The organism is Micromonospora sp. RTBAU3-60 (assembly GCF_054963695.1).
Map to the genome: position 1 here is coordinate 31,650 of NZ_JBUEGB010000026.1, position 26,964 is coordinate 58,613.

Consider the following 26,964-nt stretch of genomic DNA (forward strand, 5'->3'; position numbering starts at 1 on the left):
CCCTTGTCGACGGACGTCTGTCGACAAGGGCCCCTGCCCGTCACCGCAGGCGGTAGACGGCCATCCGGGAGTTCGTGAACCGCAGGTCGGCCAGGCTCCGCAGCTCCGGGGCCTCCGGGGCGACCGCACGGTCGACCACCAGCCAGCGCACGCCGTACCGGTCGCGCAGGGCGGCCAGCCCGGCGGCGGTGGGCGCGGTGAAGGCCTCGTCGTTGGCGCGCTGCCGGGCGGCGTCCCAGAACGGCGCGTACGGGCCCTCCGGTCGGCCCACCACCCGGGGCGCGAACGCCCAGCCCTCCAGCAGCACCGATCGCTCCGCGTAGCCGCTGAGCCAGAACGAGCGGGCGTCGCACCAGTCGTCCACCACGGCCCGGCAGTGCACGTTGGTGGCGAGCACGTCGTCCGGGTCGCTGTGCGCACGGACCCAGCGGGCCGCCTCGACCCGGGAGGCGGGCATCGCCACCACGGCGTACGCCCCGCCGTTCGGGTACTTCCGGGCCGCCGCGGCGTCCAGCACCAGGCCCGGCGCCCCGGCGGCCAGCACCGCGGTGAGCAGCAGCAACCCGCCCCGGCCGGCCAGCCCGGGCCAGCGCCCGCACAGCGCCGGCCAGTACAGGGCCACTACCACCGCCACGGCGGCCAGCGCGCCGGCCCAGCAGAGCAGCGGCAACACCGGGGCGTACGCCGGGGCGGCGGGCGTGCTGATCGCGGAGCCGAGCTGGACCGCGGTGAGCAGCACCGCGAACCCGGCCGCCGCAACGCCGAGCAGCCGCCGGCCCCGGGCGGAGAGGGCGGCCCGGTCGGCCACCTCGACCCAGCCCCACCCGGACAGCAGCACCCCGAACGCGAACCCGGTGCGGGTGAAGTACTGGTTGCTGCTGCCCGGGTGGCCGACGAGCAGGTAGATCGCCGGGCCGGCGAGCGCGCCGCCGAGCAGGAACACCTGCACCGGCTCCAGCCGCCACCGGCGGTGCCGCAGCAGGGCCAGGATGCCGGCCAGCCGGAGCTGGAGGTTGAGCAGGAACGCCACCGCCACGGCCGCCCAGACCAGCGCGGTGAGCGCCGCCGGACCGCCGGCCGGCACGTAGGTGCGCAGCCCGGAGAACGGGTCGAGGGTCACTCCGTGGCTCTCGAACGCGAACAGCACGGCGGTGGCGAACAGTTGCGCGGCCACGGCCAGCCCGGCGGCGACCAGCACGGCCCGGGGCAACCGGCGGCGGACCAGCAACGCCACCGCGGCGGTGAACGCGAGCGCGGCCAGCACCACGGGCAGCGAGCTGGCCTTCGCGCCGGTCGACGCGGCCAGGAAGAGCACCACCAGCACCCAGGCACCCCGGCCGAACGCCGGTACGCGCACCCCGCGGGCCCGGCCGACCAGCTCGCCGAGCGCGGCGATCAGCGGCAGCAGCAGCACCCAGCTGTACGTCATCGACGGGCTGCCCCAGACGATGAAGGTGGCCTGGCTGCCGAAGAGCTGCCGCCAGCCGTTCTCGAAACCGAACTCCCCCACGGTGAACAGCAGCGCGGCGGCCACCACCCCGGCGTACGGCCGGCCGGTGATCCGCCAGCCGACGACGGCGACCAGCACGGCGGCGAGCGCGCAGAGCGCGGGTACCCCGAGCCGGAAGAAGATCGTCGGCAGGTCGACGCCACTGACCAGGCTGGTCGCGGCCAGGTGAGCGAAGCCGAACCAGTGGTAGTGCAGCGGTTCCCCGGCGACCTGCGGCAGGTCCGGCGGCACCTGGTGGGTGGCCGCCCCGGCCAGGGAGAGCTGGTACGCCAGGTCCAGGTACTGGGCCTGCCCCTCGTCGCGGGGCAGCACCGGGTTGACGGCGAGGAACGAGCCGTACAGGTAGAGGGTGAAGCCGGCCATCACCCCGGCCAGCGACCAGGCCCAGCCGGCCGGCGCGGCGGTGTCGTAGCGGACCCGCCAGTGGCGGCGCAGCCGGGGCACCGCGGCGAACGGCACCAGCACGGCGATCGGCCACAGCCGCAGCCAGCCGGGCACGCCGAGGGCGGTGCACGCCGCCCAGGCGACCAGCTCCAGCACCAGCCCGACGGCCGCGCCCAGGGCCAGGTCCTCGACCAGGGTGTGCGGCCGGCGGCGCAGCGCGCGGAACACCAGCGTGCCGGGGAGCAGCACGGCCAGCAGCGCGTACCCGGTCCAGCGGGCGATCGCCACGACCGGCGTGCCGGCCACGAGCAGCACGGCGGCGACGAACGCGTACCCGGCCACCGCCGGGGCGTAGCGCAGCGCGGCCGGACGGTGGCGCGGCGCCACGGTCGACGGGGCGACGTCCCCGCCGGCGAGGGCGGTCACCGCAGGCTGTCGGCCAGCTCGGCGGCGTCCGGGCGGGCCGGCTCACCGGCGGCGCTGTCGCTGGCCACCGCATACGCCGGGCGGCCCTGCACCGCCGTGTAGATCCGGGCCACGTACTCGCCGAGCAGGCCGAGGCAGAGCAGCTGCACCGCGCCGAGGAAGAGGACCGCCACGTAGAGCGAGGGCCAGCCGGTGACCGTCGCGCCGGCGGACCAGGCCAGCACGGCGACCACCACCAGCACGCCGCAGACCGCGACGCCGACCAGCCCCAGCCAGGTGGCCACCCGCAGCGGGGCGGCGGAGAAGCTGGTGACGCTCTCCACGGCCAACCCGGCCATCCGGGACAGCGGGTACCTGGTCCGCCCGGCGGCGCGTTGCTGGCGCTCGTAGGCGACCTCACCGCTGGGGAAGCCGAGCCAGGGCACCACCAGCCGCAGCACCGGAGCGCGCTCCGGCAGCTCCCGCAACGCCTCGACGACGGCCCGGCTGAGCAATCGGAAGTCCCCGGCCTGGGCGGGCACCTGCTCGCCGACCAGGCGCCGGACCAGGCGGTAGTAGCCGCCCGCGGTCCACCGCTTGAACCGGGAGTCCCGGCTCCGGTCGGCCCGCACGCCGTAGACCACGTCCAGTCGGTCGGCGCGGGCCCGGCGGAGCATCTCGACGATCACCTCGGGCGGATCCTGGAGGTCGGCGTCGATGCTGACCACGTACCCGCCCCGGGCGCGGAGCAGCCCGGCGGTCAGGGCGGCCTGGTGGCCGCTGTTGCGGCGGAGCCGCAGCACCCGCAGCTCGGGCCAGGCCGTCCGCAGCGCCGCCAGCCCCGCCGCGGTGCCGTCGGTGCTGCCGTCGTCGACGGCCACCACCTCGTACGTCTCGCCGAGCCGGTCCAGCACGCCGCGCAGCCGCTCGGCGAGTAGTGGCAGGACGGCCGCCTCGTTGAACATCGGCACCACCACGGAGAGCGCCGGCTGCGGTGCGGTCACGGCCCCTCCGTTCCTGCGGCGGACGGCCCGAACGCTACCAGCCGGGCTGGTCGCGATCGGCCGGTTCAGGGCCCCGCCGGTCAGGTGTCGCAGGCGGTGGCGGGCAGCCCGGTCACCGGCACCGGGGACCGGCCGGTCGGGCGGGCCTTGCCGGCGAGCACTCCGGCCAACGCGGTCAGCGACGCCTTGCTGGACGAGTAGGTCGCCAGCAACGTCGGCGACTTCGCGCCGGCGAGCACGTACGGGGTGTCCATCGCGACCGTCACCGCCGCGTCGGCGCGCAGGTCGCCGGTGCCGTCGCCGTATCCGACGAGGTGCACCACGGTGCCGCCGCGCGGCACCACCCGGACCCCGGCGGCGGTGAGCGCCTCGGTCAGCGCGGCGCGGGTGCGGTCCCGCCCGGCGGAGGCGGTGACCGTGATCGGGCCGGGCACCGCGGCGCCGCACCGGCCGCGCAGCAGGGTAACCGCCGCGGCGGCCAGGTCGGTGGCGGCCTTGCGGTGCTCGGCGCTGGCCAGCGTCGACATGCCCGGGGCCGGCTGGTCGGCCAGCTTGAACTTCATGGTCAGCACCCGGGTGGCCGCCTCGACCAGGCGGGCCCGGGGCAGCGTGCCGTCGCGCAACGCGGCCAGCAGCCCGTCGTACGCCTGGCCCACGTTCGGGGCCATCAGGATGAGGTCGTTGCCGGCGTTGAGCGCCCGGACCGCGGCCTCCCCCGGCGACCACCGCTTGGCCGGCGGCATGTTCATCCCGTCGGTGACCAGCACGCCCTGGAAGCCGAACTGGCCGCGGAGCACGTCGGTGAGGAGCTTGCGGGAGAAGGTGGCGGGGGTGCCGGGGTCGACCGACTGCACGTCGAGGTGGGCGGACATCACCGCCATCGCGCCGGCGTCGATGCCGGCCCGGAACGGCGGGAACGCGGTGCGGTCCAGCTCGGCGCGGGACTGGGTGATGACCGGGAGATCCTTGTGCGAGTCGTCGGCGCTCAGCCCGTGGCCGGGAAAGTGCTTCACGGTGGCGGCCACGCCGGCGGCCTGCAGCCCCCGGACCGCGCCGGCCACCTGGTCGGAGGCGTTCTTCGGGTCCGCCCCGAAGGAGCGGGAGCCGATCACCGCGCTCCGGGTGGCGAGCACGTCGGCGACCGGGGCGAAGTCCATGTTGATCCCCATGGCGGCCAGCTCGGCGCCGGCGGCCCGCCAGGCGGCCTCGGTCAGCGCCGGTTTCCCGGCCGCACCGGCCGCCATCGGGCTGGGCAGCAGGGTCACCCCGTCGGTGATCCGGGTGACCACGCCGTACTCCTGGTCGGTGCCGATCAGGAAGGGGGCCGGGCCGGCGAGGAGCTTCGCGGCGGCCGCCCGCAGTCCGGTGGTCAGCTCCCGGACCTGCTTCGGGTTGTCGACGTTGGTGGTGGCCTGGTTGCCGGAGGTGGGGTCGTCGGCGCTGAAGCCGACCAGGATCACCCCGCCCAGCCGGTACTTCGCCACCATCTCGGCCGGGGTGTCGACCCCGGCCAGGGCCCGGTTGCCGGCGGCCGACCCGGGCGAGACCTTGGTGGCGGAGCTGCCGTACGCGTACGGCATCAGCACCTGGCCGACCAGGTCCTCGTCACCGAGCGTGGCGACCAGCGCCGCCGCCCGGGCCGCCGGGCCGTCGGCGGCGGACGGGCTCGGTGACGCGGCCGACGGGGACGGGCTCGCCGGCCCGGTGGCCCGCTGACCCCCCGGCTGGTTCGCGCAGCCGGAGACGAGCAGCGCCGTCAGTGCGGCGAGCGCGACGAGGGCACGTCGAGGGGTGGCCGACATCCACCCATTCCACCAGTTCCCCGCGTACCGGGGCAACTTGACCTTTGTCAGCCGACCCGGGTGAGCAGGGTCACCGGCGCGCCGTCACCCGCGTACCGGTACGGCTCCAGCTCGGCGTCCCAGGCGGTGCCGAGCGCCTTGTCGAGGGCGTGCGCGAGCGCCTCCGGGGCCCGGGCGGACGCCATGATGCTGCGCAGCCGGTCCTCGCCGAGCTGGATGTCACCGGCCGCCCCCACGGTGGCCCGGAACAGGCCCCGCCCCGGGACGTACATGAAGCGCTCGCCGTCGACGCCCGGGCTCGGTTCCTCGGTCACCTCGAAACGGATCATGGGCCACTGCCGGAGGGCAGCAGCCAGCTCGGCGCCCGTCCCCGGGCTACCGGTCCACCCGCACTCGGCGCGCCGGGCGCCGGGATCGACGGGCTGGGCCGTCCACTGCAGGTTGACCGGCGCGGCGAGGACGCGCGCGATCGCCCACTCGACGTGCGAGCACACGGCGAGCGGGGTCGAGTGGACGTATACGACGCCACGCGTTGGCACGGTGACCTCCCGGAGAGCGAGGTGCGTCTTCCCCTACGACCTCGTTCACCCGAGTGGTGTCCGTAACACATGATGACCGGTGTGACGGATGGTGCGCCAGCGAATCGGAAAATTCGCCGGCCCGGGTTGGCGGAAATACCCGGGCGGCTGACCCGGTTGACCCTCCTGACGGCGCGATGACCAGCCAGGCATCGAGGTCGTGTACAGTTCTCTGGGCGGTTCTGTGCCGCCGCACATCTTCGCGGGCCGAGGCTCAACCGGGCATCACCCGCAACAGCCCCCGGACGTTTCAGTCCTCCCGTACGTCTGCAAGGAGTACCTCCGTGGCGAGCAACACCTCTAAGACCGCGCGCGCCTCAGTCCGGGCCGGCCAGGCTGGCCAGGGTGGCGCCCTCAGCGTGCTGGGCGAGTTCAAGTACCTCATCCCGCTCAACGGCGGCAAGCACGCCTACGTGCGCAACCTGACCAACGGCAAGACCGCGCACCTGCGCACCGACTCCGAGGCCTTCGTCGAGGAGATCCGGACGCTGGCCGCCGCCGGCCACGCCGCCAAGGTCCGCGCCGAGATCAACAGCCTCGCGGCCGCCCACCCGGAGCACGGCTGGGACAAGACCGAGAAGCGTCTCGTCGAGGCCGGTGTCTTCGAGGGCTGAGTCCCGCAACCGCGACACCACGAACCGCCCGCCGGACCACCCGGCGGGCGGTTCGTCGTCTCCGGGCCCTGGTGCGGGCCGGCGGCTGGCCCGGCGCGGGCGGGCCACGGCTGGCGGGTCAGCCAGGGGCCGTTCCTTACTCCTCGGGCAGCAGGGCGACGTCGCCGGTGGCCAGGTCGTAGAGGGCGCCGACCACCGCGACCCGCCCGGCCGCGACCGGGCCGGCCAGCAGGTCGTCGGCGCGCAGCGTGGCCACCGTGCGCCGGACGTGCCGGCGCACGGCCAGCGGGTGGGCGGACGGGTCGTCCGCGCCGACTTCCAGGACCGCCGGGGCGATCTGGTCCACCAGGTACGCCAGCGAGCCGCCCGGCCGCTCGCCGGCGCGCAGCGCCTCCACCGCCGAGCCGACCGCCCCGCACCGCTCGTGCCCGAGCACCATCACCAGCGGCACGTCGAGCTGCCCCACCACGTACTCGATGGAGCCGCGCACCGCGTGGTCCAGCACATGTGCCCCGGTGCGGATCACACAGATCGAGCCGAAGGTCTGGTCGAAGATCGCCTCCAACGGCACCCGCGAGTCGATGCACCCCAGCACCACCGCGTAGGGCTGCTGGTCGCCGGAGGCGACGGCCGCCGCGGCGGTGACGTCGTGGCCGTGCAACGGCTGCCCGCTGACGAACCGGCGGTTACCGGCCAGCAGCTCGGCCAGGGCGGTACGCGGCGTCCGGGCCGCTCCGGCGGCCGGTGTCGGGCTGGGCGGCAGCATGCCTTCCAGCCTGGTCGCTGATCCGATCGTGCGCGGGGTGGACGGGAATCTTCTCCGCGGCGCGGTTGGCGTGCTGTCATGGCGGGTAGCCGGTTGTTACCGCCGGGTTACGCCGGTGCGAAGACATCGGTCGGCCCGGGGAGGTGGACATGCCGGGGCACCTGGAGGTACGGCTGTCCGACGGCGTACGGCTGCACGTGACGGCGACCGGGCCGGTCGACGCGGAGGTCACCGCGGTCCTGCTGCACGGCTGGACGCTGGACGGGCGCAGCTGGCATCGGCAGCTCGGCGAACTGCGGGCGCGGTTCGGCGACCGGGTCCGGGTGGTCACCTACGACGCCCGCGGGCACGGCCGGTCGAGCTGCATGACGCTGCGCACGGCCACCCTGGCCCAGCTCGGCGACGACCTGGCCGCGGTGCTCGACGAGACCGTCCCGCACGGGAAGGTCGTCCTGGTCGGGCACTCGATGGGCGGGATGACGGTGATGGAGTACGCCCACCGCCACCCCGCGCACTTCGCCGCCCGGACCGCCGGACTGGTCTTCGTGTCGACCACCGCCGAGGGGCACACCCACACCGGCTACGGGCTCTCGCCCCGGATCGCCCGGTTGATCCGGCTCGCCGAGACCACCGGGGCCGGAGTGCTCGCCCGCTGCGGCTCGTGGCGTCCGCCGCACGCCCTGCTCCGCGCGTTGCGCCCGAGCATCCGCTGGATGCTCTTCGGCGACCGCTGCGACCCGGCCGACATCCGGCTGGTCACCTCGGCGGTGGCACACGCCTCGCTCCGCTCGATCGGCGGCTTCCGCGCCTCGATCGGCGCCCAGCACCGGCTGGACACCCTGGCCGCGCTCGGCCGGGTGCCGGCCGCCGCGCTGGTCGGGGACCGGGACCGGCTCACCCCGCCGCCGTGCGCCGAGTCCATCGCCGCCGCGCTGCCCACCACCGAGCTGACGGTGTGCCCCGGCGGCGGTCACATGCTGATGCTGGAACGCCCCGACGCGGTGAACGCGGCCCTCGCGGCGGTGCTGCACCAGGCGCTGGCCCGGCCGGTGCCCCCGGCCGCCCGGCCGGTGCCGCCCGGTGGCGCCGGGCTCGCCCTGGAAGCGGCCTGACCAGGGGTGGGAACGCCCGGATAACGGGCAACCGGGACGCCCGGGTGCCGGGCACCGGCATGGCCGCGACAACGGCCGGGACGGCGGCCCGTACCCTCATTCAGCCCGCCGTGCCCGCCGCGTGACCACAGGAGCCCCCGCCGTGAGCGACCAGACCACCCTGGAACGGGAGATCGCCGTCGAACAGCGGCATCTCGACCGGGTGTACGCCCGGCTGGCGGAGCTGCGCCGGTCGGCCGCCGACGCCGAGCGGGAGGGCTACCGGCTGGCCCGGGTCGGCAACTTCGGCGCGCTGGTGGAACGGGACGCGATGGTCTTCCACGCCGCCCAGCGGCGGCACGTGCTGGACGCCGAGCACGAGGGGCTGGTCTTCGGCCGGCTGGACCTGCGGAGCGGGCAGGTGCTGCACGTGGGACGGCTCGGCATCCGTGGGCAGAACGCCGAGACGCTGGTGGTGGACTGGCGGGCGCCGGCCGCCGCCGCCTTCTACCGGGCCACCCCGGCGGAGCCGATGGGGGTGGTCCGCCGGCGCACCATCCAGTCTTCGGCGGAGAAGGTCACCCGGATCGAGGACGACCTGCTGGACCCGGAGGCGGCGCCGCCGGACCTGGCGGTGGTCGGCGACGGCGCGCTGCTGGCGACGCTGTCCCGGGCCACCGGGCGAGGCATGCGGGACATCGTCGCCACCATCCAGCGGGAGCAGGACGAGGCGATCCGCTCTCCCGGCTCGGGCGTCACGATCGTCTCCGGCGGTCCGGGCACCGGCAAGACCGCGGTGGCCCTGCACCGGGCCGCGTACCTGCTCTACTCCGACCGGGCCCGGTATGCCGGCGGCGGCATCCTGGTGGTCGGCCCGTCCAGCGTGTTCGTCGAGTACATCGCCTCGGTGCTGCCCTCGCTCGGCGAGGAGACCGCCACCCTGCACTCGCTCGGCTCGCTCTTCCCCGGCATGTCGGCGACGCGTACCGATCCGCCGGAGGTGGCGGCGGTCAAGGGGTCACTGCGGATGCGCCGGGTGCTGGAACGCGCGGTCCGGGACGCCGTGCCGGACTCCCCCACCGAGCTGCGCCTGCTCTACCGGGGCGAGCTGCTCCGCCTGCAACGGGCCGAGCTGGACGCGATCCGGGATCGGGCGCTGCCCCGCGGCGCGCGCCGCAACGAGGTGCGCCGGGCCGGGTTCGACGGCGTCCTCGCCGCCCTGTACGCGCAGGCCCGCCGGCTGCGGATCGGCCGGCTGCCGGAGCAGCCCGCGTTCGAGGACGAGATCATCGACCGGCCGGAGTTCCGCGAGTTCCTGAAGGCCTGGTGGCCCCGGCTGCACCCGCGACACGTGCTCGGTTGGCTGGCCCGCCCGGAGCGGCTGCGCCGGTACGCGGGCGGCATCCTGTCCGGGGCCGAGATCCGGCTGCTCACCGAGGCGTACCGGACGCTGGACCGGGCCGGGCTGACCATCGCCGACATCGCCCTGCTGGACGAGCTGGACGCGCTGCTCGGCAAGCCGGTGCAGCGGGCGAAGCCGAAGCGCGACCCGTTCCAGCTCGCCGGGGGCGTCCGGGAGCTGAGCACGTTCGCCGACCGGCAGCGGGCGGCCCGGGCGGCGGCCCGCGAGCGCCCGGAGGACTACCGCGACTACGCCCACGTGGTGGTCGACGAGTCGCAGGACGTCTCCCCGATGCAGTGGCGGATGATCGGCCGGCGGGGCCGGCTGGCCTCCTGGACCGTGGTGGGCGACCCGGCGCAGACCGCCTGGACCGGCGACCCGGAGGAGCTGACCCGGGCCCGGGACCAGGCGCTGGGGCGGCGGCGCCGGCACCGCTACGAACTCACCACCAACTACCGCAACTCGGCGGAGATCTTCGCGGTGGCGGCGGCGGAGATCCGTCGGCTCTACCCGGACCTGGCGCTGCCCACCGCGGTCCGTACCACCGGCGTCGAACCGGTCGAGCTGACGGTGCCGCCGGCCGAGCTGGCCCCGGCCACCGTGACGGCGGCCCGCACGCTGCTGGCCGAGGTGGAGGGGACGGTCGGCGTGATCACGCCGGTGCCGCGCCGGGACGAGGTGGCCGGCTGGCTGGGCGAACTCGGCGGCGGCCGACTCCAGGTGGTGACCAGCCTCCAGGCCAAGGGCATGGAGTACGACGGCGTGGTGCTGGTGGCGCCGAGCGAGATCCGGGCCGATCCGGGGTCCGGCGTCCGGACGCTCTACGTGGCGCTCTCCCGGGCCACCCAGCGCCTCACCACCCTCGACCCGGTCGGCTGACAACGGCCCCAGCGTCGGCTGCAGCAACGGCTTCAGCGACGGCTTCAGGTCGGCGCGCGGCGAAAGACGCGCCGAGCTGAAGGCGTCGTAGTGGCGCCGCGCCACCAGATCACTTGCATATATAGCGATGTGAGCATAGATTGGGCCTGGCCGGGGTGCGGGACGAAAGGGTGTGGGCGTGGGCGCAGGTCATGACCACAGCGGCACGGTGGCCAACGCCGCGCACCGCCACCGCGGCCGGCTCTGGGCCGCTTTCGCGCTGCTCAGCGCTCTGATGCTGGTCGAGGCGGTGACCGCCTTCGCGACCGGTTCGCTGGCCCTGCTCTCCGACGCCGGGCACATGTTCACCGACGTCCTCGGCATCGGCATGGCCCTCGCCGCGATCACCGCCACCCGGCGCGCCGACACCGACCCGCAGCGCACCTTCGGGCTCTACCGGCTGGAGGTGCTGGCCGCCCTCGCCAACGCGGTGCTGCTCGGCGCGGTCGCCGCGTACGTGCTCGTCGAGGCCGTCCGCCGGTTCGGCGAGCCACCGGAGGTCCTCGCCGGACCGATGCTCGCCGTGGCGGTGCTCGGCCTGCTCGCCAACCTGGCCGCGTTCGCGCTGCTGCGCAGCGGGGCGCAGGAGAGCATCAACCTGCAGGGGGCGTACCTGGAGGTGCTCGGCGACCTGCTCGGCTCGCTCGGGGTGATCGCCGCCGCCCTGGTCATCACGTTCACCCGGTGGTGGTGGGCGGACCCGCTGGTCGCCGTGGCGATCGGGCTGTTCATCCTGCCGCGCACCTGGCGGCTCGGTCGGGCCGCGGTCCGCATCCTGGTGCAGGCCGCCCCGGAGCACCTGCAGGTGACCGCGGTGCACGACCGGCTGGCCGCGGTGCCCGGCGTCGCCGAGGTGCACGACCTGCACGTCTGGACACTCACCTCCGGCATGGACGTGGCCTCGGCGCACCTGACCACGACCCCGGGCACCGAGGTGGGCGAGGTGCTCGCCGCCGCGCGGGCCGCGCTGCACGAGGACTTCCGGATCGATCACGCCACGTTGCAGATCGAACCCGGGGCGTCACCCGGCGCCTGCGGCACCGTTGAGTGGTAATTGAGGACAACCTTAAATTCAAGTGGCTGTTGCCACTAATGCCAGCTTATGCCCGATTTTCGATCACCGCCACCGGGGACGGGTCGAGGCAGCGCCGGTAGGCTCGGTCGCGGCCTCCGCCGGGCGGCGCCCCTGCGGCGCCCGCGGTGGCCGTCGCCTAATCGCCGCAGCACGGCGAGCCGGGGAACCACGTACCTGGGGTGCATCCGCGTCAGCGGTAGGGATCTTCCGTCCCGAACCCGTCAGCTAACCCGGTCGGCGGTTGACGGAAGGACATGTGAATGCCAGCAGTGGCACCTGTACGACGGACGGCCGCCCGGTTGGCGGCCCTGCTCGTCGCGGCGCTCGCCCTCGGCGTCGCGACCGCGCCGGTCTCCCCCGCCTCGGCGGCTCCCCCGACCGGCCTGCTCGCCGCCGCGCCCGGCGACGACGAGGGCGGCACGCCGGCGCTGCGCGCCCAACTCGACGCGGCCAGCAAGGGCTGGCTGGAGGCGCGGGCGGCGTTGAACCGGTCGGTGGGCCGGCAGCAGCAGCTCACCGCCCAACTCAAGACGATCAACGCGGAGCTGGGCGTACGCGACGCCAAGGTGGGCGAGATCGCCGGGTTGGCGTACCGCACCGGACGGCTCGGCACCGCCGCGGCGCTGCTCGGCAGCAGCAACCCCGAGGGCTTCATGGACCGGGCGCTCACCCTGCAGCAGGTCGCCGCGCACGAGGACCGCGCGCTGCGTGACCTGATCGACACCCGGGACCAGGCCACCCGCACCCAGGCCGCGCTCAACCGCGAGATCCAGGAACAGCGCAAGCAGGTCGCGGTGATGGCCAAGCGCAAGGACCAGGCGGAACGCGCGCTGAAGGTGGCGAACAACCGGGCCACCGGCACCGCCGGCGGCAGCGTGCAGGGCACGTCCCGGGCGAACGCCACCCCCGCGCCGCGCAACGCCGACGGCTCCTGGCCGCCGGAGTCGTGCAGCGTCAGCGACCCGACGCCGGCCGACGGCTGCATCACCCCGCGTACGCTGCACGCCCTCCAGCAGGCCAAGGCGGCCGGGTTCACCCGGTACGTCTCCTGCTACCGCCCCAGCGGTTCGGGTGAGCACCCGAAGGGCCGGGCGTGCGACTTCGCCGCCCAGAAGGACGGTTTCGGCGGGGTGGCCACCGGCGGCGACAAGACGTACGGCAACAACCTGGCGGCGTACTTCATCCGCAACGCCGATGCGCTCGCCGTGCTCTACGTGATCTGGTACAAGCAGATCTGGCTGCCCAGCAGCGGGTGGAAGGCGTACAGCGGGGGCAACGGCGACCCGTCCAGCGACCACACCAACCACGTGCACCTGTCGGTGTACTGAGCGCGCGGTGGCCCGCCGCCCGGCGGGCCACCGTACGCCCACCGACGTACGCCGGATGTCGCCGTGCGCCCCACGACGCCGGGGCGGCGACGGTCGAGCATCGAGGGCATGAGCCGACTCTCGCCCACCACGCGCAAGGCCCTGCTCACCCTGCACCTGGTCACCTCGCTGGGCTGGCTCGGCGCGGACCTGGTGCTGCTCACCCTGGGCATCGCCGGGCTGCGCGGCGCCGACCCCGGGGTGGTCTACCCGGCCGCGGGGCTGCTGGTCACCTACCTCTTCGCACCGCTGAGCGTGGCGGTCTGGCTGATCGGGCTGGTCAGCGCGCTGCTCACCCCGTGGGGCCTGCTGCGCTGGCGCTGGGTGCTGGTGAAGTTCGCGATCACCACCGGGATGCTCGGCCTGGTCCTGCTGCTGCTCACCCCGACCGTGCGGGGGCTCGGTGAGCTCGGGCCGGAACTCGCCACCGGGGACCGGCTGGACCTGGTCATCCCGCCGGCGGTCTCCAGCAGCCTGCTGATCCTCATGACCGTGTTGTCCACCTACAAGCCGTGGGGACGGCTGCGTCGGGCCCGGCCGGCGACCCGACGGCCGGCCGCCGGCGCCAGCAACGGCTTCGGGTCGCGGCGCGGATCGCCGGCTGGCGGCGCGGAGGCCGAGTCACGGCCGCCAGCCGAGCTGGAGTTGCCGCAAACCGCCGGGCGGCGGGCCTAGGCGGTGCCGCCCTCCAACCTCGCGCCGAGCCGGCTGGCGAGGCCGAGGTGGGCCGCCCGGGCCTGCCGGAAGGCGTACCCGAACAGGGGTGCGGGGGCGGACAGGGTGATCTCGACATCGATCCGCACCACGCCGCCGGGCTCGTCCCGCAGCCGAGTGTGGTTACGGACGGTGGTGGCCGGCTGCTGCCGGGCCACGGTCACCACCTCGTCCTCGTTGGCGACCAGCACGTCGGCCTGGTAGGTGACCGGGAAGTGCAGCGGCCCGAGCGCCAGCCGGTCGGTGATCGCGTAGCTGGCCAGGGCGCCGGGCCGGGGCGGCAGCTGGCGGACCCGGACGATCAGCGGATGCAGCTCGCCCTGGCGGGTGAGGTCGCTGAGCAGGGCGACCGCCTCCGCCCGCGAGCACCGAGCCTGCACGGTGTAGCTGAAACTGTCGCTGCTGAGCAAGCCGTACTCCCCTAGCCGTCGCCGGTGGGCACGATCGTCCCGTACCAGGGGCCGGCTGGCAACGGTCGGAAGACGCTGGCGCGAGCGGTCCGCCGGGCGGGATCAGGCGCCGGGGAGCACCTCGGGCGTGGGGGTGTCGGCGAAGTACGGCTCGGGGGCGCCGAAGAGGCCGAGCAGGCCGGTGACCCAGAGCTGCCGGTGCACGAACCGGCTCGGCTCGGTGACCACCAGCTTGACGCCGCTCACCTCGGCGGTCTGGAACCCGGCGACCATGGCGCTGATGCCGACCGAGTCGATGAAGGTGACCAGGCGCATGTTCAGCTCGATGCGGGCGGGCCGGCCCTTGGCGAGCACCTCGGCGATCGCTTCCCGCACCTCGTACGCGGTGTCGACGTCAATCTCGCCCCGCGGGGCGATCTGGACGACACCACCCGGCAGCATCGACTTCACGATCGACAGGCTCACGCGAACACCTCCACTCGCCCGTACGGGCGCCTCATCAGTACGCGGGCCGCGACCGAGCGTATTCCTCCGACGGCCTCGGTCGCCACCCCTCGGGATGAGCAATTCGCGGACTGGGCACACCTGGGCATCCCAATCCGGACCTTCCAGTTCCTGTTTCTGCGACGACAGGTTCTCGCACTCTTCAACGACCGACCGGGGTCGCCGATCCGCCGACCCAGGGTAGCGGTCCCCCGCCCGTCGGGCCCGCACCACGCCCTCGGCGCGTTCGGGTGGTCTGTCCCACCCTGCCTCCGGTCGACCGCGAACGCCGCCGGGCTGGTTTGCGCCGGCGCCGCTCCGGGCACTGGCCCCGGTGACCGAACCGCACCGCGCCGGATCATCGCCGGAGTCCGAAGTGGCCCCCGGGCTTCGGCACCCGAGGAGGTAACCATGTTCGGATCCACTCTGCTGGACCGTCGCAGCAAGCCCGAACGGATCGCGGACCAGGCGTGGCAGCAGCTGCTCTCCGTCGTCGACTCCGCGGGCGACAGCGTCCGGGACGCCGCCCGGTCCGCCCGCCGCAACGGCTCCGGCCTCGCCGACGACGCGAGCGACCTGGTCGGCTCGGCGGCCGAGGAGGCCCGCCGCCGGACCAGCCTGGCCGTCGACGCGCTCGCCGGCCGCCGGCCGGCGCTGCCCTGGGCGCTGCTGATCGGCGCCGCGCTGGCCGGCGCGGCGCTCGGCTGGGCGGCCGGCACCTTCGCCCGCGCCGCCGGCAGCCGCGCCCGCGAACTCGGTGAGGTCGAGTTCGTGGACGTGGACCGGCCGGACTCGCCGGCCGGCCTGGACCGCTGACCCCGCCTGACACGGCGGCGGTGTCCCGACCCGGGGCACCGCCGCCCGAGCGTCAGAACGCGGTGACGCTCGCCGGCGCCCGCTCGGCCCGGCTGAGCGCCCGCAGCACGGCCGGCTGGCCGTGCCGGCGTACGGCGAGGCGGGCGAGCAGGGCCAGCACCGGGTCCAGCACCTCGGCCGGCAGCTCCGGAGTGGGTACGCCGAGGCTGAACGCGAGGTCGTCGGAGTGCACCGCGAGTTCCATCAGCCGGGTGGTGAGGTAGTCGTCCAGCGCCAGCGACCAGGGCCCCCGGGCCAGGTGCACCACCCGCCCGTCCGGCTCGGCCGGCAGCGCGACGGCCAGCTCGTCGACCGCGGCGCCGACCGCGGCCAGCAGGGCTTTCGGGCCGTCCGCGGCGACGCGCTCCCCCGACCGGCGGATGCCCACGTTCACCTCGTCGTCGACCGACGCGCCGATCCAGGTGCCCCGGGCGTAGTGGTCGAGCAGGCCGATCGGCTCGCCCGGCGGCACCGGCTCCGCCAGCACCCCGGGCACCGCCAGGATCTGGAAGGCGAGGTGACCGGCGAGCCCGCCGACCTGGAACTCGGCCAACGCGCTCGGGGCGTCCCACTGCTGCGCCACCGCCGGGTCGGCGAGCAGCGCCGCGGCCGAGCGGGCGGCGGTCAGGTAGGCGGTCCTGATCGAGTCCATCGCGTACCCCTCTCGTCACGGGTCCGGGAGGCCGAGCCTACCCACCAAGATCGACCACTGCGGTCCGGAGGCGGCGGTGGCCGCCCCGCGGACGGGGACCGACTGGAAGCGGTTCCCACCAGGTCGGCTCACCCGGAACGGATGAGGGCAGGTCACCCGGGGAGCGGACAGGATCGGGGCTGGCGCGGTTCGTGCCGGCACCGTCGCGCCCGCACCGCGAACCGATCCGGGAGGAGAGCACCGATGGCCGCAGGGACGATCATGCGGACCGACCAGGACATCCAGTCCGACGTCCTGGATGAGCTGACCTGGGAGCCCCGGGTACGCCCCAACGAGATCGGGGTGACCGTCACCGAGGGGGTGGTGACGTTGACCGGCTGGGTGGACAGCTACGCCAAGAAGTGGGCCGCCGAGCGGGCCGCGCACCGGGTGTCCCGGGTACGCGCGGTCGCCAACGACCTCGCCGTGCGGATCGCCACCGCCGCCGAGAAGAGCGACCCGGAGATCGCCACCGCGGCCACCCGGGCCCTGGAGTGGGACGCGTTCGTGCCGGTCGAGACGCTGGACGTGACGGTCAGCGACGGCTGGGTCACCCTGCACGGCCAGGTCGAGTGGGAATACCAGCGCCGGGCCGCCGAGCGGTCGGTCGGCCGGCTCAACGGCGTACGCGGGGTGAGCAACGGGATCACCGTCCGGCCCGGCACCCGCACCGACACGCGTGACCTGGCCGAGCGGATCGTCGACGCGCTCGCCCGCAACGGCGCCACCGAGGTGGAGGGGATCAGCGTCCGGGTGCACGGTGGGGACGAGGTGGTCCTGGAGGGCCTGGTCCGCTCGATCCCGGAGCGGGAGGAGATCGAGCGGGTCGTCTGGTCCGCCCCGGGCATCCGCACCGTGCACAACCACGTGGCCGTCTCGCCGTGAGGATGACCCGGGCCGGGTGATCCCGGCTCACCCCGTCGCGGACGAGGCTGGGAACCATGACTGATCCGAACGGGTTGATCACACCCGGGCGCGGCGCGTCCGGGTCGCCCCGGCCGGCGATCCCGGCCGGGCGGGTCCTCGGGCGGCCGGAGGTGGACCGATGACGACACCACTGCAGGTCACCAGCGCCCGACTACGCCTACCGGTGACCGAGACGGACCACGCCCGGGGGCCGGCCGACGCGCCGGTCACCATCGTCCAGTACGGCGACTACCAGTGCCGGTTCTGCGGAGCCGCGTACGCGAACCTGGCCGAGGTACTGCGCCAGCGTGGCGACACCGTCCGACTGGTCTACCGGCACTTCCCCATCGCCAACGTCCACCCGTACGCGGAGAGCGCGGCGGAGGCGGCCGAGGCCGCCGGCCGGCGCGGGCGGTTCTGGGACATGCACGACTGGCTCTACCAGCACCAGGACCAGCTCGACCCGGTGCACCTGTCGCTCGGCGTCGAGCAACTCGGGCTGCCACCCGACGACGTCAACGCGGAGGTGGGCGGGCACGCCCACGCCGATCGAGTCCGGCGGGACTTCGTCGGCGGCATCCGCAGCGGGGTGACCGCCACCCCGACGCTCTTCGTCAACGACGTCCGCCACGAGGGCGGCTACGACGTCGCGGAACTGCTGGCCGCGGTGGACGCCGCGGCCACCACCTGAGCCGCGCCGCCGCAACCGCGCAGAGCCACCGAAAGAGTGCCCACTCCCGGCCGGGTGGGCACTCCTTCCGTGAACGAGGGCGCCGGGCAGCGTCAGATCAGGCGGAGTTCGCGGGCTCGGCGGACCGCTTCGCGCCGGCGGGTCGCGTCGAGCTTCCGGTAGATGTTGCGGACGTGGGTCTTCACCGTGTTGACCGACAGCGACAGCTCGCTGGCGATCTCCACATTGGACAGGATGCTCTGCAGGTAGCGCAGGATGGTCAGCTCCCGCTCGGTGAGCGGCTCGTCCAGCGCGCGCTCCGGCCCGCCCGGACGCTCCGGCGGCTCGTCGGCCCGCCGCTCGTCCGCCCCGCGTACCAGGTCGCTCACCGTCGCCCAGTGCGCCGTGCCGGAGTCCAGGTGGGCGGCGAGCAGGTCGCGTACCCCCGGCTCGGCGCGGGTGAAGAGGCGCCGGTAGCCGTCCGGCTCGGCCAGGTCGAGCACCTGCTCCAGGACCCGCCCGGCCCGCCGGTCGTCGCCGCTGTCCCGGGCCAGGACCGCGTCGAGCAGGCCGGCGGCGAGCCGCACCGGCAGCGGCCAGGACTCCGCTCCGGGCGTCGACCAGTCGGGCAGCGCCCGCCCGGCCGCCCGCCGGTCACCGGCCCGCAGCTCCACCCGGGCCAGGGCCACCCCCAGCGTCGCCACCTCCCCGCCGGACCCGCCCGCACCGTCCGACCGGGGCCCGCCGGACCCGGCCGCACCGCCCGACCGGGGCCCGCCGGACCCGCCAGCACCGTCCGATCGGGATCGGAGTTCGCCGGTCGACGTCGGCTCGGCGGTCGGCGGGTCGGTGCGGGCCCGCCCAGCCGCCGCGGCCGGGCCGGCCGGCCCCGGCCTACCGAGGGCCGGGCTTGACGCCGGGCCTTCCCCGACGGCAGCGATGCCGGGTGGACCGCTGGCGTCGCGCAGCGCGTCGGTGAGCAGGGTGCGGGCGCTGTCCACGTCGCCGACGGCGGCGCGGAGCTGCGCCTCGGCGGCGGTCAGCCAGGCGGCCAACTCCCGGCCGGGCACCCCCTCCCGGGCCTCGGCGAGGATCCGCAGGGCGGCGGCCGGCTCGCCGTCCGCAGCCAGCAGCTCGGCCCGGCAGAGCGCGGCCAGCCGGGCCGCGCCCGGTGCGCCGGTGGCCGGGCCGGCGAGGGTCAGGTTCGCAGCCGCCTCCGCCGGTTCGTCCCGATGCCACGCCACCACGGCCAGCGCCAGGTACGCGTGCCCGCAGTCCAGCCGACACGACCAGCCCCGGCAGGATGGCATGGCCAGCGCCTCCCGCGCGATCCGTTCGGCCGCCCGCAACCCGCCCCGGGCCGCCGCCAGCACCGCCGACCGGCTGGCGCAGACCAACTCGGTGCGCGGCCGGCCGGCCCGCCGGGCGGCGTCCAACGCCGCGGCGAACCGCTCGGCGGCGACGGGCAGCTCCCCCTCGGCCAGCGCCACCAGCCCGAGCGCCGTGCCGGCCACCGCCCCGGCATCGGCGTCCTCGCCCGCCCCGGCCCGGGGATCGTCGCCCGGCCCGACGGCGGTGCGGGTGGCGAGCAGCCGGGTGGCGGCCCGGCGTACCTCGGCGTGGTCACCGGCCAGCCGGGCCAGGGTCAGCTCCAGCGCGGTGGCCAACCGCCGGAACCGGTCCCGGCGCGGTTCGGGCAGAGCACCCGCCTGGTCGACGGCGCGCCGCAGGTAACCGGCCGCCGCGTCGACGTCACCGACGTACGCCCGCTCGGCGGCGCACGCCAGCGCGAGCTCCGGGTCCCGGCGCACCGCCTCGGCGGGCGGCTCGGGCGGGGGTGGGGCGGCGGGCAGGTCCCGGTCGTACGGGGTCAGCTCCGGCCACCGGGCGATCAGCAGCTCGGTGGCCCGGTTCCACTCGCCTCCGGCCAGCGCGTGCCGCAGCGCCTCGGCCGGGCGGTCGTTGTCCGCGTACCAGCCGGCGGCGCGCAGGTGCAGGTCGCGCAGCTCCCCCGCGGGGAGCCGGCCCAGCTCGTCGCGGAGCAGGTCGGCCAGCAGGGGGTGGCACCGGTACCAGGGCGGGCTGCCCCCGTCGTGCTGGACGAAGCCCCCCTCTCGAGCCAGGTCGGCGAGGACCTGGCCGGCGTCGCTCCGCCCGGTCACCGCCTCGGCGAGGTCGGCGCAGACGGTGGTGGCGACGGCGCTGCGCCGGAGCACGTCGCGGGCGTCCGGATGCAGTGGGGCGAGCACCTCGTCGCGCAGGTACCCGGCGACATCCGGCTGGTCACCGGTGAACCGTTCGACGGCGCGGGCCGGGTCGGCCTGGCTGCGCAGCGCGAGCGCGGCGAAGCGCAGCCCGGCCGGCCAGCCACCGGTCCGCTCGCGCAGTCGGGGCACCGCCGCGGCGGGCAGCGGCACCCCGTGCGCGACCAGCAGCTCGGCCACCTCGTCGTCGGTGAAGGCCAGCTCGTCCGGGCCGACCTCGGTCAGCTCCCCGGCCAGCCGCCAGCGGTGCAGGGCCAGCGGCGGGTCGAACCGCGCGCCGACCACCAGCCGCAGCCGGCCCTCCGTATGCCGCAGCAGGAACTCCAACCCGGTCAGCGCGCCGGGGTCGGTGATCCGGTGCAGATCGTCCAGGACCAGCCGCACCGGGCGTTCCCGGGCGGCGAGCGCCGCGGCGAGCAGTTCGAGCTGGTCGGGGCGGGGCGGGCGGTCCGGCACCGGCGGCTGTGGGCCCTCGTCCGGGACGCCCTCCGCCGCGGCCCGCAATGCGGCGGCCAGGTACGACCAGAGCCGGGTCCCGGTGTCGCCCTCCTCCACGGTCACCCAGGCCGGCGGCGGCTCGTCGCGGGCGGCGCGCGCCCACGAGGCGAGCAGGATGCTCTTGCCCCAGCCCGCTGGCGCGGCGACCAGGGTGACCGGCCCGGCCACCCCCTGGTTCAGCCGGTCGAGCAACCGGGGCCGGACCAGCACCGGCTCGGGCAGGGCGGCGGGGGCGAGCCGGGAGGCCAGCAGCGGCGGCACGTCGGGCACAGACGCGTCCGCCATGCGGCCGGCCGGCCGGGTCCCGCCGGCGGGCGGCGGGCGGCGGGCGGTGGGGGCCGCTTCCGGCGCGTCCGTCGCCGGAAGAGGCATGCCGGCCGGCCCCGGGCCGGCCGGCGCCGTGACCTCGGCCGGCGTCTCGGCCACCTCGGCGCGGTCAGCCTCCTCCGGCATGCGGCCCTCCCCGTCGCGTCCGCTCCCCCGGTCCGTGCGGGCAGCGGTTACCCGGCCCGGACCGGTTCACCCCTTCGGGGCGAACCCGCTTCACCCCGACCGGCCGCACGCTGGAGACACGCGGGCGGCCGGCCGCGCGTGACCGGCCGCCCGACGACCCGCGACGACGGGAGGGGCCCGTGGCACGGATGGGACGGCTGGCCGGTGGCGGGATCGCGATGGCGAGGACCGCGCGCACCCTGGTCGTACGCCAGCGGGACCGCTGGCCGCGGGCGGCCGGAACGGACCCGCGGCCCGGGCGCTGGCAGGTGGTGACCGTGGCCGGCCGGCCCGAGGAGGTGCTGCCGCGCGGCCGGTGGCCGGAGCCGCTGCGCCGGCTCTACGGCGCCGTGGAGCTGTACGCCCGCCCGGCGCCCGGCGGGCGCGGCACCGAGCTGGCCGCCCGGCTGCTCGGCAACGGTCCGGGGCTGCGCGGGATGGCCGCCCACCTGGTCGGCGACGATCCCGGCCGGTTCCTCCGGCAGGCGCTGCGGGAGGCCAAGCAGCTGGCCGAGACCGGCGAGGTGCTCCGGGCGGACCGCTCCCGGGTGGACCGACCCGGGGGGCCCGGGTGAGGGCGCTCTGCTGGGAGGGCGCCAACGCGCTGGCGGTACGCGAGGTCCCCGACCCGGAGCTGCGCAACGCCCACGACATGATCGTCCGGGTACGCCGGAGCGCGACCTGCGGGGCCGACCTGCCGCTGCTGGCCGGGCGCATCCCGTACCTGGCCGCCGGGGACGTGCTCGGGCACGAGTTCCTCGGCGAGGTGGTCGAGGTCGGGCCGGAGGTGCGCCGGCACCGGATCGCCGACCGGGTGGTGGTCTGCGCCGGGATCGCCTGCGGGGCCTGCTGGTTCTGCCGGCAGGGACTCTTCGCCTGCTGCGACAACGGCACCACCGGCGCGTCGGCGGCCGAGTCGGCCTGGGGCCAGCCCACCGGGGGCTGCTACGGCCACCCGGCCCCGCTGGGCGGCTTCGCCGGCAGCCATGCCGAGTACGTGCGGGTGCCGTACGCCGACGTCGGCGCGTTCGCCGTGCCGGAGGCGGTTAGCGACGACCGGGCGGTCTTCGCCTCGGATGCCGCGCCGACCGGCTGGCTGGGCGCCGAGCTGGGCGAGGTGCGGCCCGGTGATGTGGTGGCGGTCTGGGGCGCGGGCGCGGTCGGCCAGCTCACCGCCGGGGCCGCGCTGCTGCGCGGCGCGGATCGGGTCGTCGTGGTGGACGACCACGACGACCGGCTGCGGATGGTCGAGCGCCACGTCGGCGCGGAACCGCTCAACTACCGGGACGTGGACGTCCTCGCCGAACTGCGGGAGCGCAGCGGCGGCCGGGGTCCGGACGTGTGCGTCGAGGCGGTCGGCATGGCGGCCGAGCCGCAGGGGCTGCTGGCCGGCCGGCTCGGCGGCGGCGCGGAGCGGTCGCTGGCGTTGCGCGAGGCGGTGCACGCCTGCCGCAAGGGTGGCACCGTGGTGGTGCTCGGCACCTGGACCGGCGTCGTCGACACGTTCCCACTGGGCGCGGTGATGCAGAAGGCGCTGACCGTCCGCGGCGGCCGGCAGCACGGGCAGCGCTGGATCCCGATGCTGCTGGACCGGATGGCCCGCGACGAACTGCGGACCGAGCACCTGGCCACCCACCGGCTGCCGCTGGAGCGGGCCGCGGACGGGTACGCGCTGTTCCGGGAGCGCGCCGACGGCTGCGTCCGGGCGGTGTTCTCCCCGTGAGCCGGACGGCGGTGGGTGGCACACTCGGCGGATGCGCGACGACCGGCCGTACGACCTCGTCCTGCTCGGCGCCACCGGGTTCACCGGCGGCCTGACCGCCGAGTACCTGGCCCGGCACGCCCCGGCCGGGCTGCGGTGGGCGCTGGCCGGCCGCAATCCGGGCAAGCTGGCCGCGGTCCGGGATCGGCTGGCCGCGATCGACCCGGCGCTGGCCGAGCTGCCGCTGCTGACCGCCGACGTCACCGACCCGGCGTCGCTGCGCGCGGTCGCGGAGAGCGGCCGGGTCGTCGCCACCACCGTCGGCCCGTACATCCACCACGGGGAGCCGCTGGTCGCGGCCTGCGCCGCCGCCGGCACCGACTACGTCGACATCACCGGCGAGCCGGAGTTCGTCGACCTGATGTACGTGCGGCACCACGCCGAGGCGGTCCGCACCGGCGCCCGCCTGGTGCACGCCTGCGGCTTCGACTCGGTCCCGCACGACCTGGGCGCCTGGTTCACCGTCAAGCAACTCCCCGCCGACGGGCCGGTCAGCGTGGACGGCTTCGTCCGGGCCGGCGGGCGGTTCTCCGCCGGGACGTACCACTCGGCACTGGCCGCGCTCTCCCGCGCCGGGGAGACGCGTCGGGCGGCGCGGGCCCGCAGGGCCGTCGAGCCCCGGCCCGAGGGGCGTCGGGTCCGCGCCGTACCGGGAAAGGTGGGCCGGTCGGCGGAGATCGGCATGTGGGCGGTGCCGCTGCCCACCATCGACCCGCAGATCGTCCGCCGGTCGGCCGCGGCCCGCCCGGAGTACGGCCCGGACTTCCGCTACCGCCACTTCGCCGCGGTGAAACGCCTGCCCACCGTCCTCGTCGCCGGGGCGGGCCTGGCCGGTCTGCTCGCACTGGTGAAGCTGCCGCCGACCCGGCGCTGGCTGCTCGGTCGGCTCTCCGCCGGGCAGGGGCCGAGCGCCGAGCAGCGGGCCCGCTCCTGGTTCCGCGTCCGGTTCGTCGGCACCGGCGGCGGCCGGACGGTGCACACCGAGGTGGCCGGCGTCGACCCCGGGTACGACGAGACCGCGAAGATGCTCGCCGAGTCCGCCCTGTGCCTGGCGTTCGACGACCTGCCGCCCACCGCCGGGCAGGTGACCACGGCCACCGCGATGGGTGACGCCCTGCTGGACCGGCTCACCCGCGCCGGCATCACCTTCCGTGTGCTGGAGCGGTGAGACTTGACCCTCGAGCGGGTTGAGGGCCCAGGATCCGGCGTCGTGGAGAGCGAACTGCGCAGCATCGGCGAGCTGGCCCGGGCCAGCGGCCTCACGGTGAGCGCGCTGCGGTTCTACGACCGGTCCGGCGTGCTGGTCCCGGCGCTGGTCGACCCGGCCACCGGCTACCGCTGGTACACCGACGACCAGGTCGCGCCGGCCCGGCTGGTCGCCGGGCTGCGCCGGGTGGGGATGCCGCTGGCCGGGATCGCCGAGGCGCTGCGGCACCGGCACGAGCCGGCGATGGTCCACCGGCTGCTGGACGCGCACCTGCGGCGGCTGGAGGACGGCCTGGCCGACGCCCGCCGTGAGCTCTCCCGGATCCGTACCCTGATCGATCCGGAGGAGACCCCCATGACCACCCGTCTCGTGCTTGACCGCGCCGGCCTGGCCGCCGCCGTCGACGCCGTCCGGTTCGCCGTCGGCACCGACCCGGACCTGCCGGTGCTGGCCGGCGTGCTGCTGGAGGTGGAGGCGGACGGCGTACGGCTGGTCGCCACCGACCGGCACCGGCTGGCCGTGGCCCGGGCGGCCGGAAAGGTCGACGGCCCGGAGGTCCGCGCGCTGCTCCCGGCGGACGCTGCCGACGAACTGCGCGGTCTGCTCGACACCGGGGCCGGGGTCACCCCGGAGGCGCACCTGACCGTCGCCCCGGACCGGGTCGAGGTCTCGGTCGCCGGCCAGGCGGTGGCCGCCGTGGCGCTGCCGTACGACTTCCCGGACTACCGCCGGCTGCTGCACGGCCACGTCGGCGGCGTGCCGGCGTACCGCATCCCGGTCGACGTGGTCGCGCTGCGCGGCGCGCTCACCGCCGAGGACGCCCCGCTGCTGCTCCGCGAGTACGCCGGGGTGCCCGTCGAGGTGACCGTGCTCGGTGTGGACGGCCGGGGCGGGCTGCGCGTCGTCCGGCCGGCCGAGGCGGCCGAGGTGGCGGACCCGGACACGGTACGGGTCGGGGTGAACCGGGAGTACCTGCTCGACGCGCTCGACGCCGGGGACCGCGGTCAGCTCGTGCTGGAGCTGGACGGCCCGATCGCCCCGCTGGCCGTACGCCGTCCGGACGACGCGGACGCCTTCTCCATCCTCATGCCGATCCGCCTCTGACCCACCCGCCGGCGGCGGACGACGGACCGCGGACGGCGGACAGCAGACGGCGGACGGCGGACGGCGGACGGCGCCGGTCACCCTGAGTCACTCCCGCACCGGCCAGCAGGCCACCCTCGCTCCCGCCTTTGCTCTGCAGCCACCGGCGCAGCAGGCACCCAGCGTTGCCGCTGCGTCCATGGCTGCAGAGCAAAGGGGCGGGAGGGGTGTGTCGGGGCAGGTTGCGTCTCCCCGAGGATGACCAGGTCAAGCGGCATAAGGAAGTGGGGGCGGCCCGATCGGCTCCTCCGGGTGGTCGGCACCTGTCACGCACCGTCACCTCGCCGGCCGGAAAGCACCGGGATCACCTACCGTCACCAATGGCCGTCCGCCATGCACCGGCGCCGCGGCGGCCCCGCCCGGCCCGTCCCGCGCCGGCCGCGCCCGATCCGTCCCGGCCGGCCCCGCCCGGCCCGGGCCGGCCGCAGGGGGCCGCGACGGTAGCATCTGGGAGTCCCACCTGACTGCCTGGACGGAGGCGTACGGAGCAGCATGCTCGACATGGAGTTGATCCGGAAGGATCGCGAGGCGGTGGCGACCGCGCTGGCGAAGCGTCTGGATCCCGCCGAGGTCAACCGGGCGCTGGACGAGATCCAGCGGCTCGACCAGGAACGCCGCGCCCTGATCAGCGAGATCGACGCCGAGCGGCAGCGCCGCAAGGCGGAGGCGCGGGCGTACGCGCAGGCGAAGCGGGCCGGCAAGGAGCCGGAGCCGGTCGCGCCGGAGGCCGAGCGCAAGCAGCTCGCCGAGCTGGAGTCCCAGCTGGACGAGGTGCAGTCCCGGCTGCGCGAGCGGATGAGCGAGCTGCCCAACCTGCCCGCCGACGACGTCGTCTCCGGCGGCAAGGAGGCCAACCGGGTCGTCCGGACGTTCGGCGAGCCGCCGGCGATCGAGAAGGTCCGCGACCACGTCGAGCTGTCCCGCGCGCTGGGCCTGGTCGACCACGAGCGCGGCGTGAAGCTCGGCGGCTCCGGCTTCTGGATGTACACCGGCATGGGCGCCCGACTGGAGTGGGCGCTGCTCAACTGGCTGATCGACCAGGACATCCAGGCCGGGTACGAGTTCCTGCTCCCGCCGCACCTGCTGCTGGACAGCGCCGGCTTTGCCGCCGGCCAGTTCCCCAAGTTCTACGACGACGTCTACCACCTGGACCGGCAGTCCGCCCCGCGCGGCCAGTTCCTGCTGCCCACGGCCGAGACGGCGATCCTCGGCGCGTTCCAGGACGAGATCCTGGAGACCGCGAAGCTGCCGCTGAAGGCGTTCGCCTACACCCCGTGCTACCGCCGGGAGGCCGCCGGCTCGCACTCCGACGAGCGCGGCACGGTCCGCGGCCACCAGTTCAACAAGGTGGAGATCTTCCAGTTCACCCTGCCCGAGCAGGCGGACACCGCGCTGGCCGAGATGGTCGCCCACGTGGAGAGCCTGGTCGAGGGGCTGGGCCTGCACTACCAGACCAGCCTGCTCGCGGCCGGCGACGCCAGCGCCTCGATGCGGAAGACCCTCGACATCGAGGTCTGGATGCCGAGCACCGGCAAGTACAAGGAGGTCTCCTCGGTCTCCTGGGCCGGCGACTACCAGGCCCGCCGGGCGGCCATCCGCTATCGGGAGCCGGGCGGCAAGCAGACCCGCTTCGTGCACACGCTCAACGGCTCGGCGCTGGCCACCAGCCGGCTCTTCCCGGCCATCCTGGAGCAGTTCCAGCAGGCCGACGGCTCGGTGCTCGTGCCCGAGGTGCTCCGCGACCGGCTCGGCACCGACCGCCTCACCCCGGTCCGCTGACCCGCTGACGGCCGGCGGCGGGGGTCCGTCGACCTCCGCCGCCGCCTGCGCCCGAGCGGCAGCAGGCCGACCAGGGCGCTGCTGCTCGGCCTTCACCGACCAACCCCGACTTGGACATGGTCCGGGCACGGACGGCCACGGGGCCTCGGATGATCGACTCCATGTCGCGTAAAC

Annotated in this window: 23 protein-coding genes and 1 riboswitch; of the genes, 14 read left to right on the plus strand and 9 right to left on the minus strand. The window is 75.6% G+C overall.

Annotated features, from left to right (window positions below; all coding sequences use genetic code 11):
• Positions 1–40: 40 nt before the first annotated feature.
• From ACY34I_RS23660 to ACY34I_RS23675, 4 genes are all read right to left on the minus strand, one after another.
• The gene (locus ACY34I_RS23660) at positions 41–2,320 is read right to left on the minus strand and encodes a hypothetical protein (protein ID WP_462757245.1); all 2,280 of its coding nucleotides are present in this window, start codon (positions 2,318–2,320) and stop codon (positions 41–43) included.
• On the minus strand, positions 2,317–3,303 hold the full coding sequence (locus ACY34I_RS23665) for a glycosyltransferase family 2 protein (protein WP_462757246.1): 987 nt from the start codon (positions 3,301–3,303) through the stop codon (positions 2,317–2,319). The genes ACY34I_RS23660 and ACY34I_RS23665 overlap by 4 nt, the downstream gene beginning before the upstream one ends.
• Positions 3,304–3,383: 80 nt before the next feature.
• Positions 3,384–5,105 carry a glycoside hydrolase family 3 protein gene (locus tag ACY34I_RS23670; RefSeq protein ID WP_462757247.1) on the minus strand — a complete coding sequence of 574 codons (1,722 nt, stop codon included), beginning with the start codon at positions 5,103–5,105 and terminating at the stop codon, positions 3,384–3,386.
• Between the two features lie 47 nt (positions 5,106–5,152).
• Entirely contained in the window at positions 5,153–5,644 is a 492-nt protein-coding gene (locus tag ACY34I_RS23675) for a DUF3145 domain-containing protein (protein ID WP_357434870.1), read from the minus strand.
• 323 nt (positions 5,645–5,967) lie between these two features.
• Here ACY34I_RS23675 and ACY34I_RS23680 point away from each other — a divergent pair, with 323 nt between their 5' ends.
• Entirely contained in the window at positions 5,968–6,297 is a 330-nt protein-coding gene (locus ACY34I_RS23680) for a hypothetical protein (RefSeq protein ID WP_462757248.1), read from the plus strand.
• Positions 6,298–6,433: 136 nt separating this feature from the next.
• Here ACY34I_RS23680 and ACY34I_RS23685 read toward each other — a convergent pair whose 3' ends face one another.
• Positions 6,434–7,063 carry a carbonic anhydrase gene (locus tag ACY34I_RS23685; RefSeq protein WP_462757249.1) on the minus strand — a complete coding sequence of 210 codons (630 nt, stop codon included), beginning with the start codon at positions 7,061–7,063 and terminating at the stop codon, positions 6,434–6,436.
• Between the two features lie 149 nt (positions 7,064–7,212).
• On the opposite strand from ACY34I_RS23685, the gene ACY34I_RS23690 reads away from it, so the two are divergent.
• The 5 genes from ACY34I_RS23690 to ACY34I_RS23710 all read left to right on the plus strand — a co-directional run bounded on the left by ACY34I_RS23690 (position 7,213) and on the right by ACY34I_RS23710 (position 13,591).
• Complete coding sequence (locus ACY34I_RS23690) at positions 7,213–8,175, plus strand: alpha/beta fold hydrolase (protein WP_462757250.1); 963 nt, start codon at positions 7,213–7,215, stop codon at positions 8,173–8,175.
• Positions 8,176–8,317: 142 nt separating this feature from the next.
• Complete coding sequence (locus ACY34I_RS23695) at positions 8,318–10,435, plus strand: HelD family protein (protein WP_462757251.1); 2,118 nt, start codon at positions 8,318–8,320, stop codon at positions 10,433–10,435.
• A gap of 178 nt (positions 10,436–10,613) precedes the next feature.
• Positions 10,614–11,528, plus strand: a complete 915-nt coding sequence (locus tag ACY34I_RS23700; RefSeq protein ID WP_148794493.1) for a cation diffusion facilitator family transporter — start codon at positions 10,614–10,616, stop codon at positions 11,526–11,528.
• A 144-nt stretch (positions 11,529–11,672) separates the two neighbouring features.
• A riboswitch (cyclic di-AMP (ydaO/yuaA leader) is annotated at positions 11,673–11,805 on the plus strand.
• 4 nt (positions 11,806–11,809) lie between these two features.
• The gene (locus ACY34I_RS23705; protein WP_462757252.1) at positions 11,810–12,877 is read left to right on the plus strand and encodes a coiled-coil domain-containing protein; all 1,068 of its coding nucleotides are present in this window, start codon (positions 11,810–11,812) and stop codon (positions 12,875–12,877) included.
• A gap of 108 nt (positions 12,878–12,985) precedes the next feature.
• Positions 12,986–13,591, plus strand: a complete 606-nt coding sequence (locus tag ACY34I_RS23710) for a hypothetical protein (protein WP_462757253.1) — start codon at positions 12,986–12,988, stop codon at positions 13,589–13,591.
• On the opposite strand, the gene ACY34I_RS23715 is transcribed toward ACY34I_RS23710, so the two are convergent.
• Together ACY34I_RS23715 and ACY34I_RS23720 are read right to left on the minus strand one after the other, a co-directional pair.
• Positions 13,588–14,040, minus strand: a complete 453-nt coding sequence (locus ACY34I_RS23715) for an SRPBCC family protein (protein ID WP_148794487.1) — start codon at positions 14,038–14,040, stop codon at positions 13,588–13,590. The two genes, ACY34I_RS23710 and ACY34I_RS23715, sit on opposite strands and share 4 nt — an antisense overlap.
• Before the next feature lie 102 nt (positions 14,041–14,142).
• Positions 14,143–14,481, minus strand: coding sequence for an STAS domain-containing protein (locus ACY34I_RS23720; protein WP_370517885.1), 339 nt, complete (start codon positions 14,479–14,481; stop codon positions 14,143–14,145).
• Between the two features lie 453 nt (positions 14,482–14,934).
• Here ACY34I_RS23720 and ACY34I_RS23725 point away from each other — a divergent pair, with 453 nt between their 5' ends.
• Positions 14,935–15,339, plus strand: a complete 405-nt coding sequence (locus ACY34I_RS23725) for a hypothetical protein (protein ID WP_462757254.1) — start codon at positions 14,935–14,937, stop codon at positions 15,337–15,339.
• Positions 15,340–15,391: 52 nt separating this feature from the next.
• Here ACY34I_RS23725 and ACY34I_RS23730 read toward each other — a convergent pair whose 3' ends face one another.
• On the minus strand, positions 15,392–16,030 hold the full coding sequence (locus tag ACY34I_RS23730; RefSeq protein ID WP_462757255.1) for a maleylpyruvate isomerase N-terminal domain-containing protein: 639 nt from the start codon (positions 16,028–16,030) through the stop codon (positions 15,392–15,394).
• 243 nt (positions 16,031–16,273) lie between these two features.
• Between ACY34I_RS23730 and ACY34I_RS23735 the strand changes: the two genes are divergently transcribed.
• Both ACY34I_RS23735 and ACY34I_RS23740 read left to right on the plus strand, forming a co-directional pair.
• The gene (locus ACY34I_RS23735) at positions 16,274–16,954 is read left to right on the plus strand and encodes a BON domain-containing protein (protein ID WP_462757256.1); all 681 of its coding nucleotides are present in this window, start codon (positions 16,274–16,276) and stop codon (positions 16,952–16,954) included.
• Positions 16,955–17,114: 160 nt separating this feature from the next.
• Positions 17,115–17,666, plus strand: a complete 552-nt coding sequence (locus ACY34I_RS23740) for a DsbA family protein (RefSeq protein ID WP_148794477.1) — start codon at positions 17,115–17,117, stop codon at positions 17,664–17,666.
• Positions 17,667–17,758: 92 nt separating this feature from the next.
• Here the strand turns inward: ACY34I_RS23740 and ACY34I_RS23745 are convergent, their stop codons facing one another.
• The gene (locus tag ACY34I_RS23745) at positions 17,759–20,692 is read right to left on the minus strand and encodes a LuxR C-terminal-related transcriptional regulator (RefSeq protein ID WP_462757288.1); all 2,934 of its coding nucleotides are present in this window, start codon (positions 20,690–20,692) and stop codon (positions 17,759–17,761) included.
• A gap of 386 nt (positions 20,693–21,078) precedes the next feature.
• Here ACY34I_RS23745 and ACY34I_RS23750 point away from each other — a divergent pair, with 386 nt between their 5' ends.
• The 5 genes from ACY34I_RS23750 (at position 21,079) to serS (ending at position 26,790) form a co-directional block, all read left to right on the plus strand.
• Positions 21,079–21,474: an SRPBCC family protein gene (locus ACY34I_RS23750; protein ID WP_462757289.1), complete on the plus strand. Its 396-nt coding sequence runs from the start codon at positions 21,079–21,081 to the stop codon at positions 21,472–21,474.
• Complete coding sequence (locus tag ACY34I_RS23755; RefSeq protein WP_462757257.1) at positions 21,471–22,622, plus strand: alcohol dehydrogenase catalytic domain-containing protein; 1,152 nt, start codon at positions 21,471–21,473, stop codon at positions 22,620–22,622. The genes ACY34I_RS23750 and ACY34I_RS23755 overlap by 4 nt, the downstream gene beginning before the upstream one ends.
• A 31-nt stretch (positions 22,623–22,653) precedes the next feature.
• Positions 22,654–23,829, plus strand: coding sequence for a saccharopine dehydrogenase family protein (locus tag ACY34I_RS23760; RefSeq protein ID WP_462757258.1), 1,176 nt, complete (start codon positions 22,654–22,656; stop codon positions 23,827–23,829).
• 54 nt (positions 23,830–23,883) lie between these two features.
• A complete protein-coding gene (locus tag ACY34I_RS23765) occupies positions 23,884–24,972 on the plus strand; it encodes a DNA polymerase III subunit beta family protein (protein ID WP_462757290.1) in 1,089 nt (362 codons plus the stop codon).
• Between the two features lie 531 nt (positions 24,973–25,503).
• Positions 25,504–26,790: a serine--tRNA ligase gene (gene serS / locus ACY34I_RS23770; RefSeq protein WP_148794468.1), complete on the plus strand. Its 1,287-nt coding sequence runs from the start codon at positions 25,504–25,506 to the stop codon at positions 26,788–26,790.
• Positions 26,791–26,964: the final 174 nt, after the last annotated feature.

Bases quoted from the DNA above. Each gene is read 5' to 3' on its own strand.
- ACY34I_RS23670 (WP_462757247.1), bottom strand. From the start codon at position 5,105: ATGTCGGCCACCCCTCGACGTGCCCTCGTCGCGCTCGCCGCACTGACG.
- ACY34I_RS23685 (WP_462757249.1), bottom strand. From the start codon at position 7,063: ATGCTGCCGCCCAGCCCGACACCGGCCGCCGGAGCGGCCCGGACGCCG.
- ACY34I_RS23690 (WP_462757250.1), top strand. From the start codon at position 7,213: ATGCCGGGGCACCTGGAGGTACGGCTGTCCGACGGCGTACGGCTGCAC.
- ACY34I_RS23705 (WP_462757252.1), top strand. From the start codon at position 11,810: ATGCCAGCAGTGGCACCTGTACGACGGACGGCCGCCCGGTTGGCGGCC.
- ACY34I_RS23710 (WP_462757253.1), top strand. From the start codon at position 12,986: ATGAGCCGACTCTCGCCCACCACGCGCAAGGCCCTGCTCACCCTGCAC.
- ACY34I_RS23720 (WP_370517885.1), bottom strand. From the start codon at position 14,481: ATGCTGCCGGGTGGTGTCGTCCAGATCGCCCCGCGGGGCGAGATTGAC.
- ACY34I_RS23725 (WP_462757254.1), top strand. From the start codon at position 14,935: ATGTTCGGATCCACTCTGCTGGACCGTCGCAGCAAGCCCGAACGGATC.
- ACY34I_RS23730 (WP_462757255.1), bottom strand. From the start codon at position 16,030: ATGGACTCGATCAGGACCGCCTACCTGACCGCCGCCCGCTCGGCCGCG.
- ACY34I_RS23735 (WP_462757256.1), top strand. From the start codon at position 16,274: ATGGCCGCAGGGACGATCATGCGGACCGACCAGGACATCCAGTCCGAC.
- ACY34I_RS23740 (WP_148794477.1), top strand. From the start codon at position 17,115: ATGACGACACCACTGCAGGTCACCAGCGCCCGACTACGCCTACCGGTG.
- ACY34I_RS23745 (WP_462757288.1), bottom strand. From the start codon at position 20,692: ATGGCGGACGCGTCTGTGCCCGACGTGCCGCCGCTGCTGGCCTCCCGG.
- ACY34I_RS23750 (WP_462757289.1), top strand. From the start codon at position 21,079: ATGGCGAGGACCGCGCGCACCCTGGTCGTACGCCAGCGGGACCGCTGG.
- ACY34I_RS23760 (WP_462757258.1), top strand. From the start codon at position 22,654: ATGCGCGACGACCGGCCGTACGACCTCGTCCTGCTCGGCGCCACCGGG.
- serS (WP_148794468.1), top strand. From the start codon at position 25,504: ATGCTCGACATGGAGTTGATCCGGAAGGATCGCGAGGCGGTGGCGACC.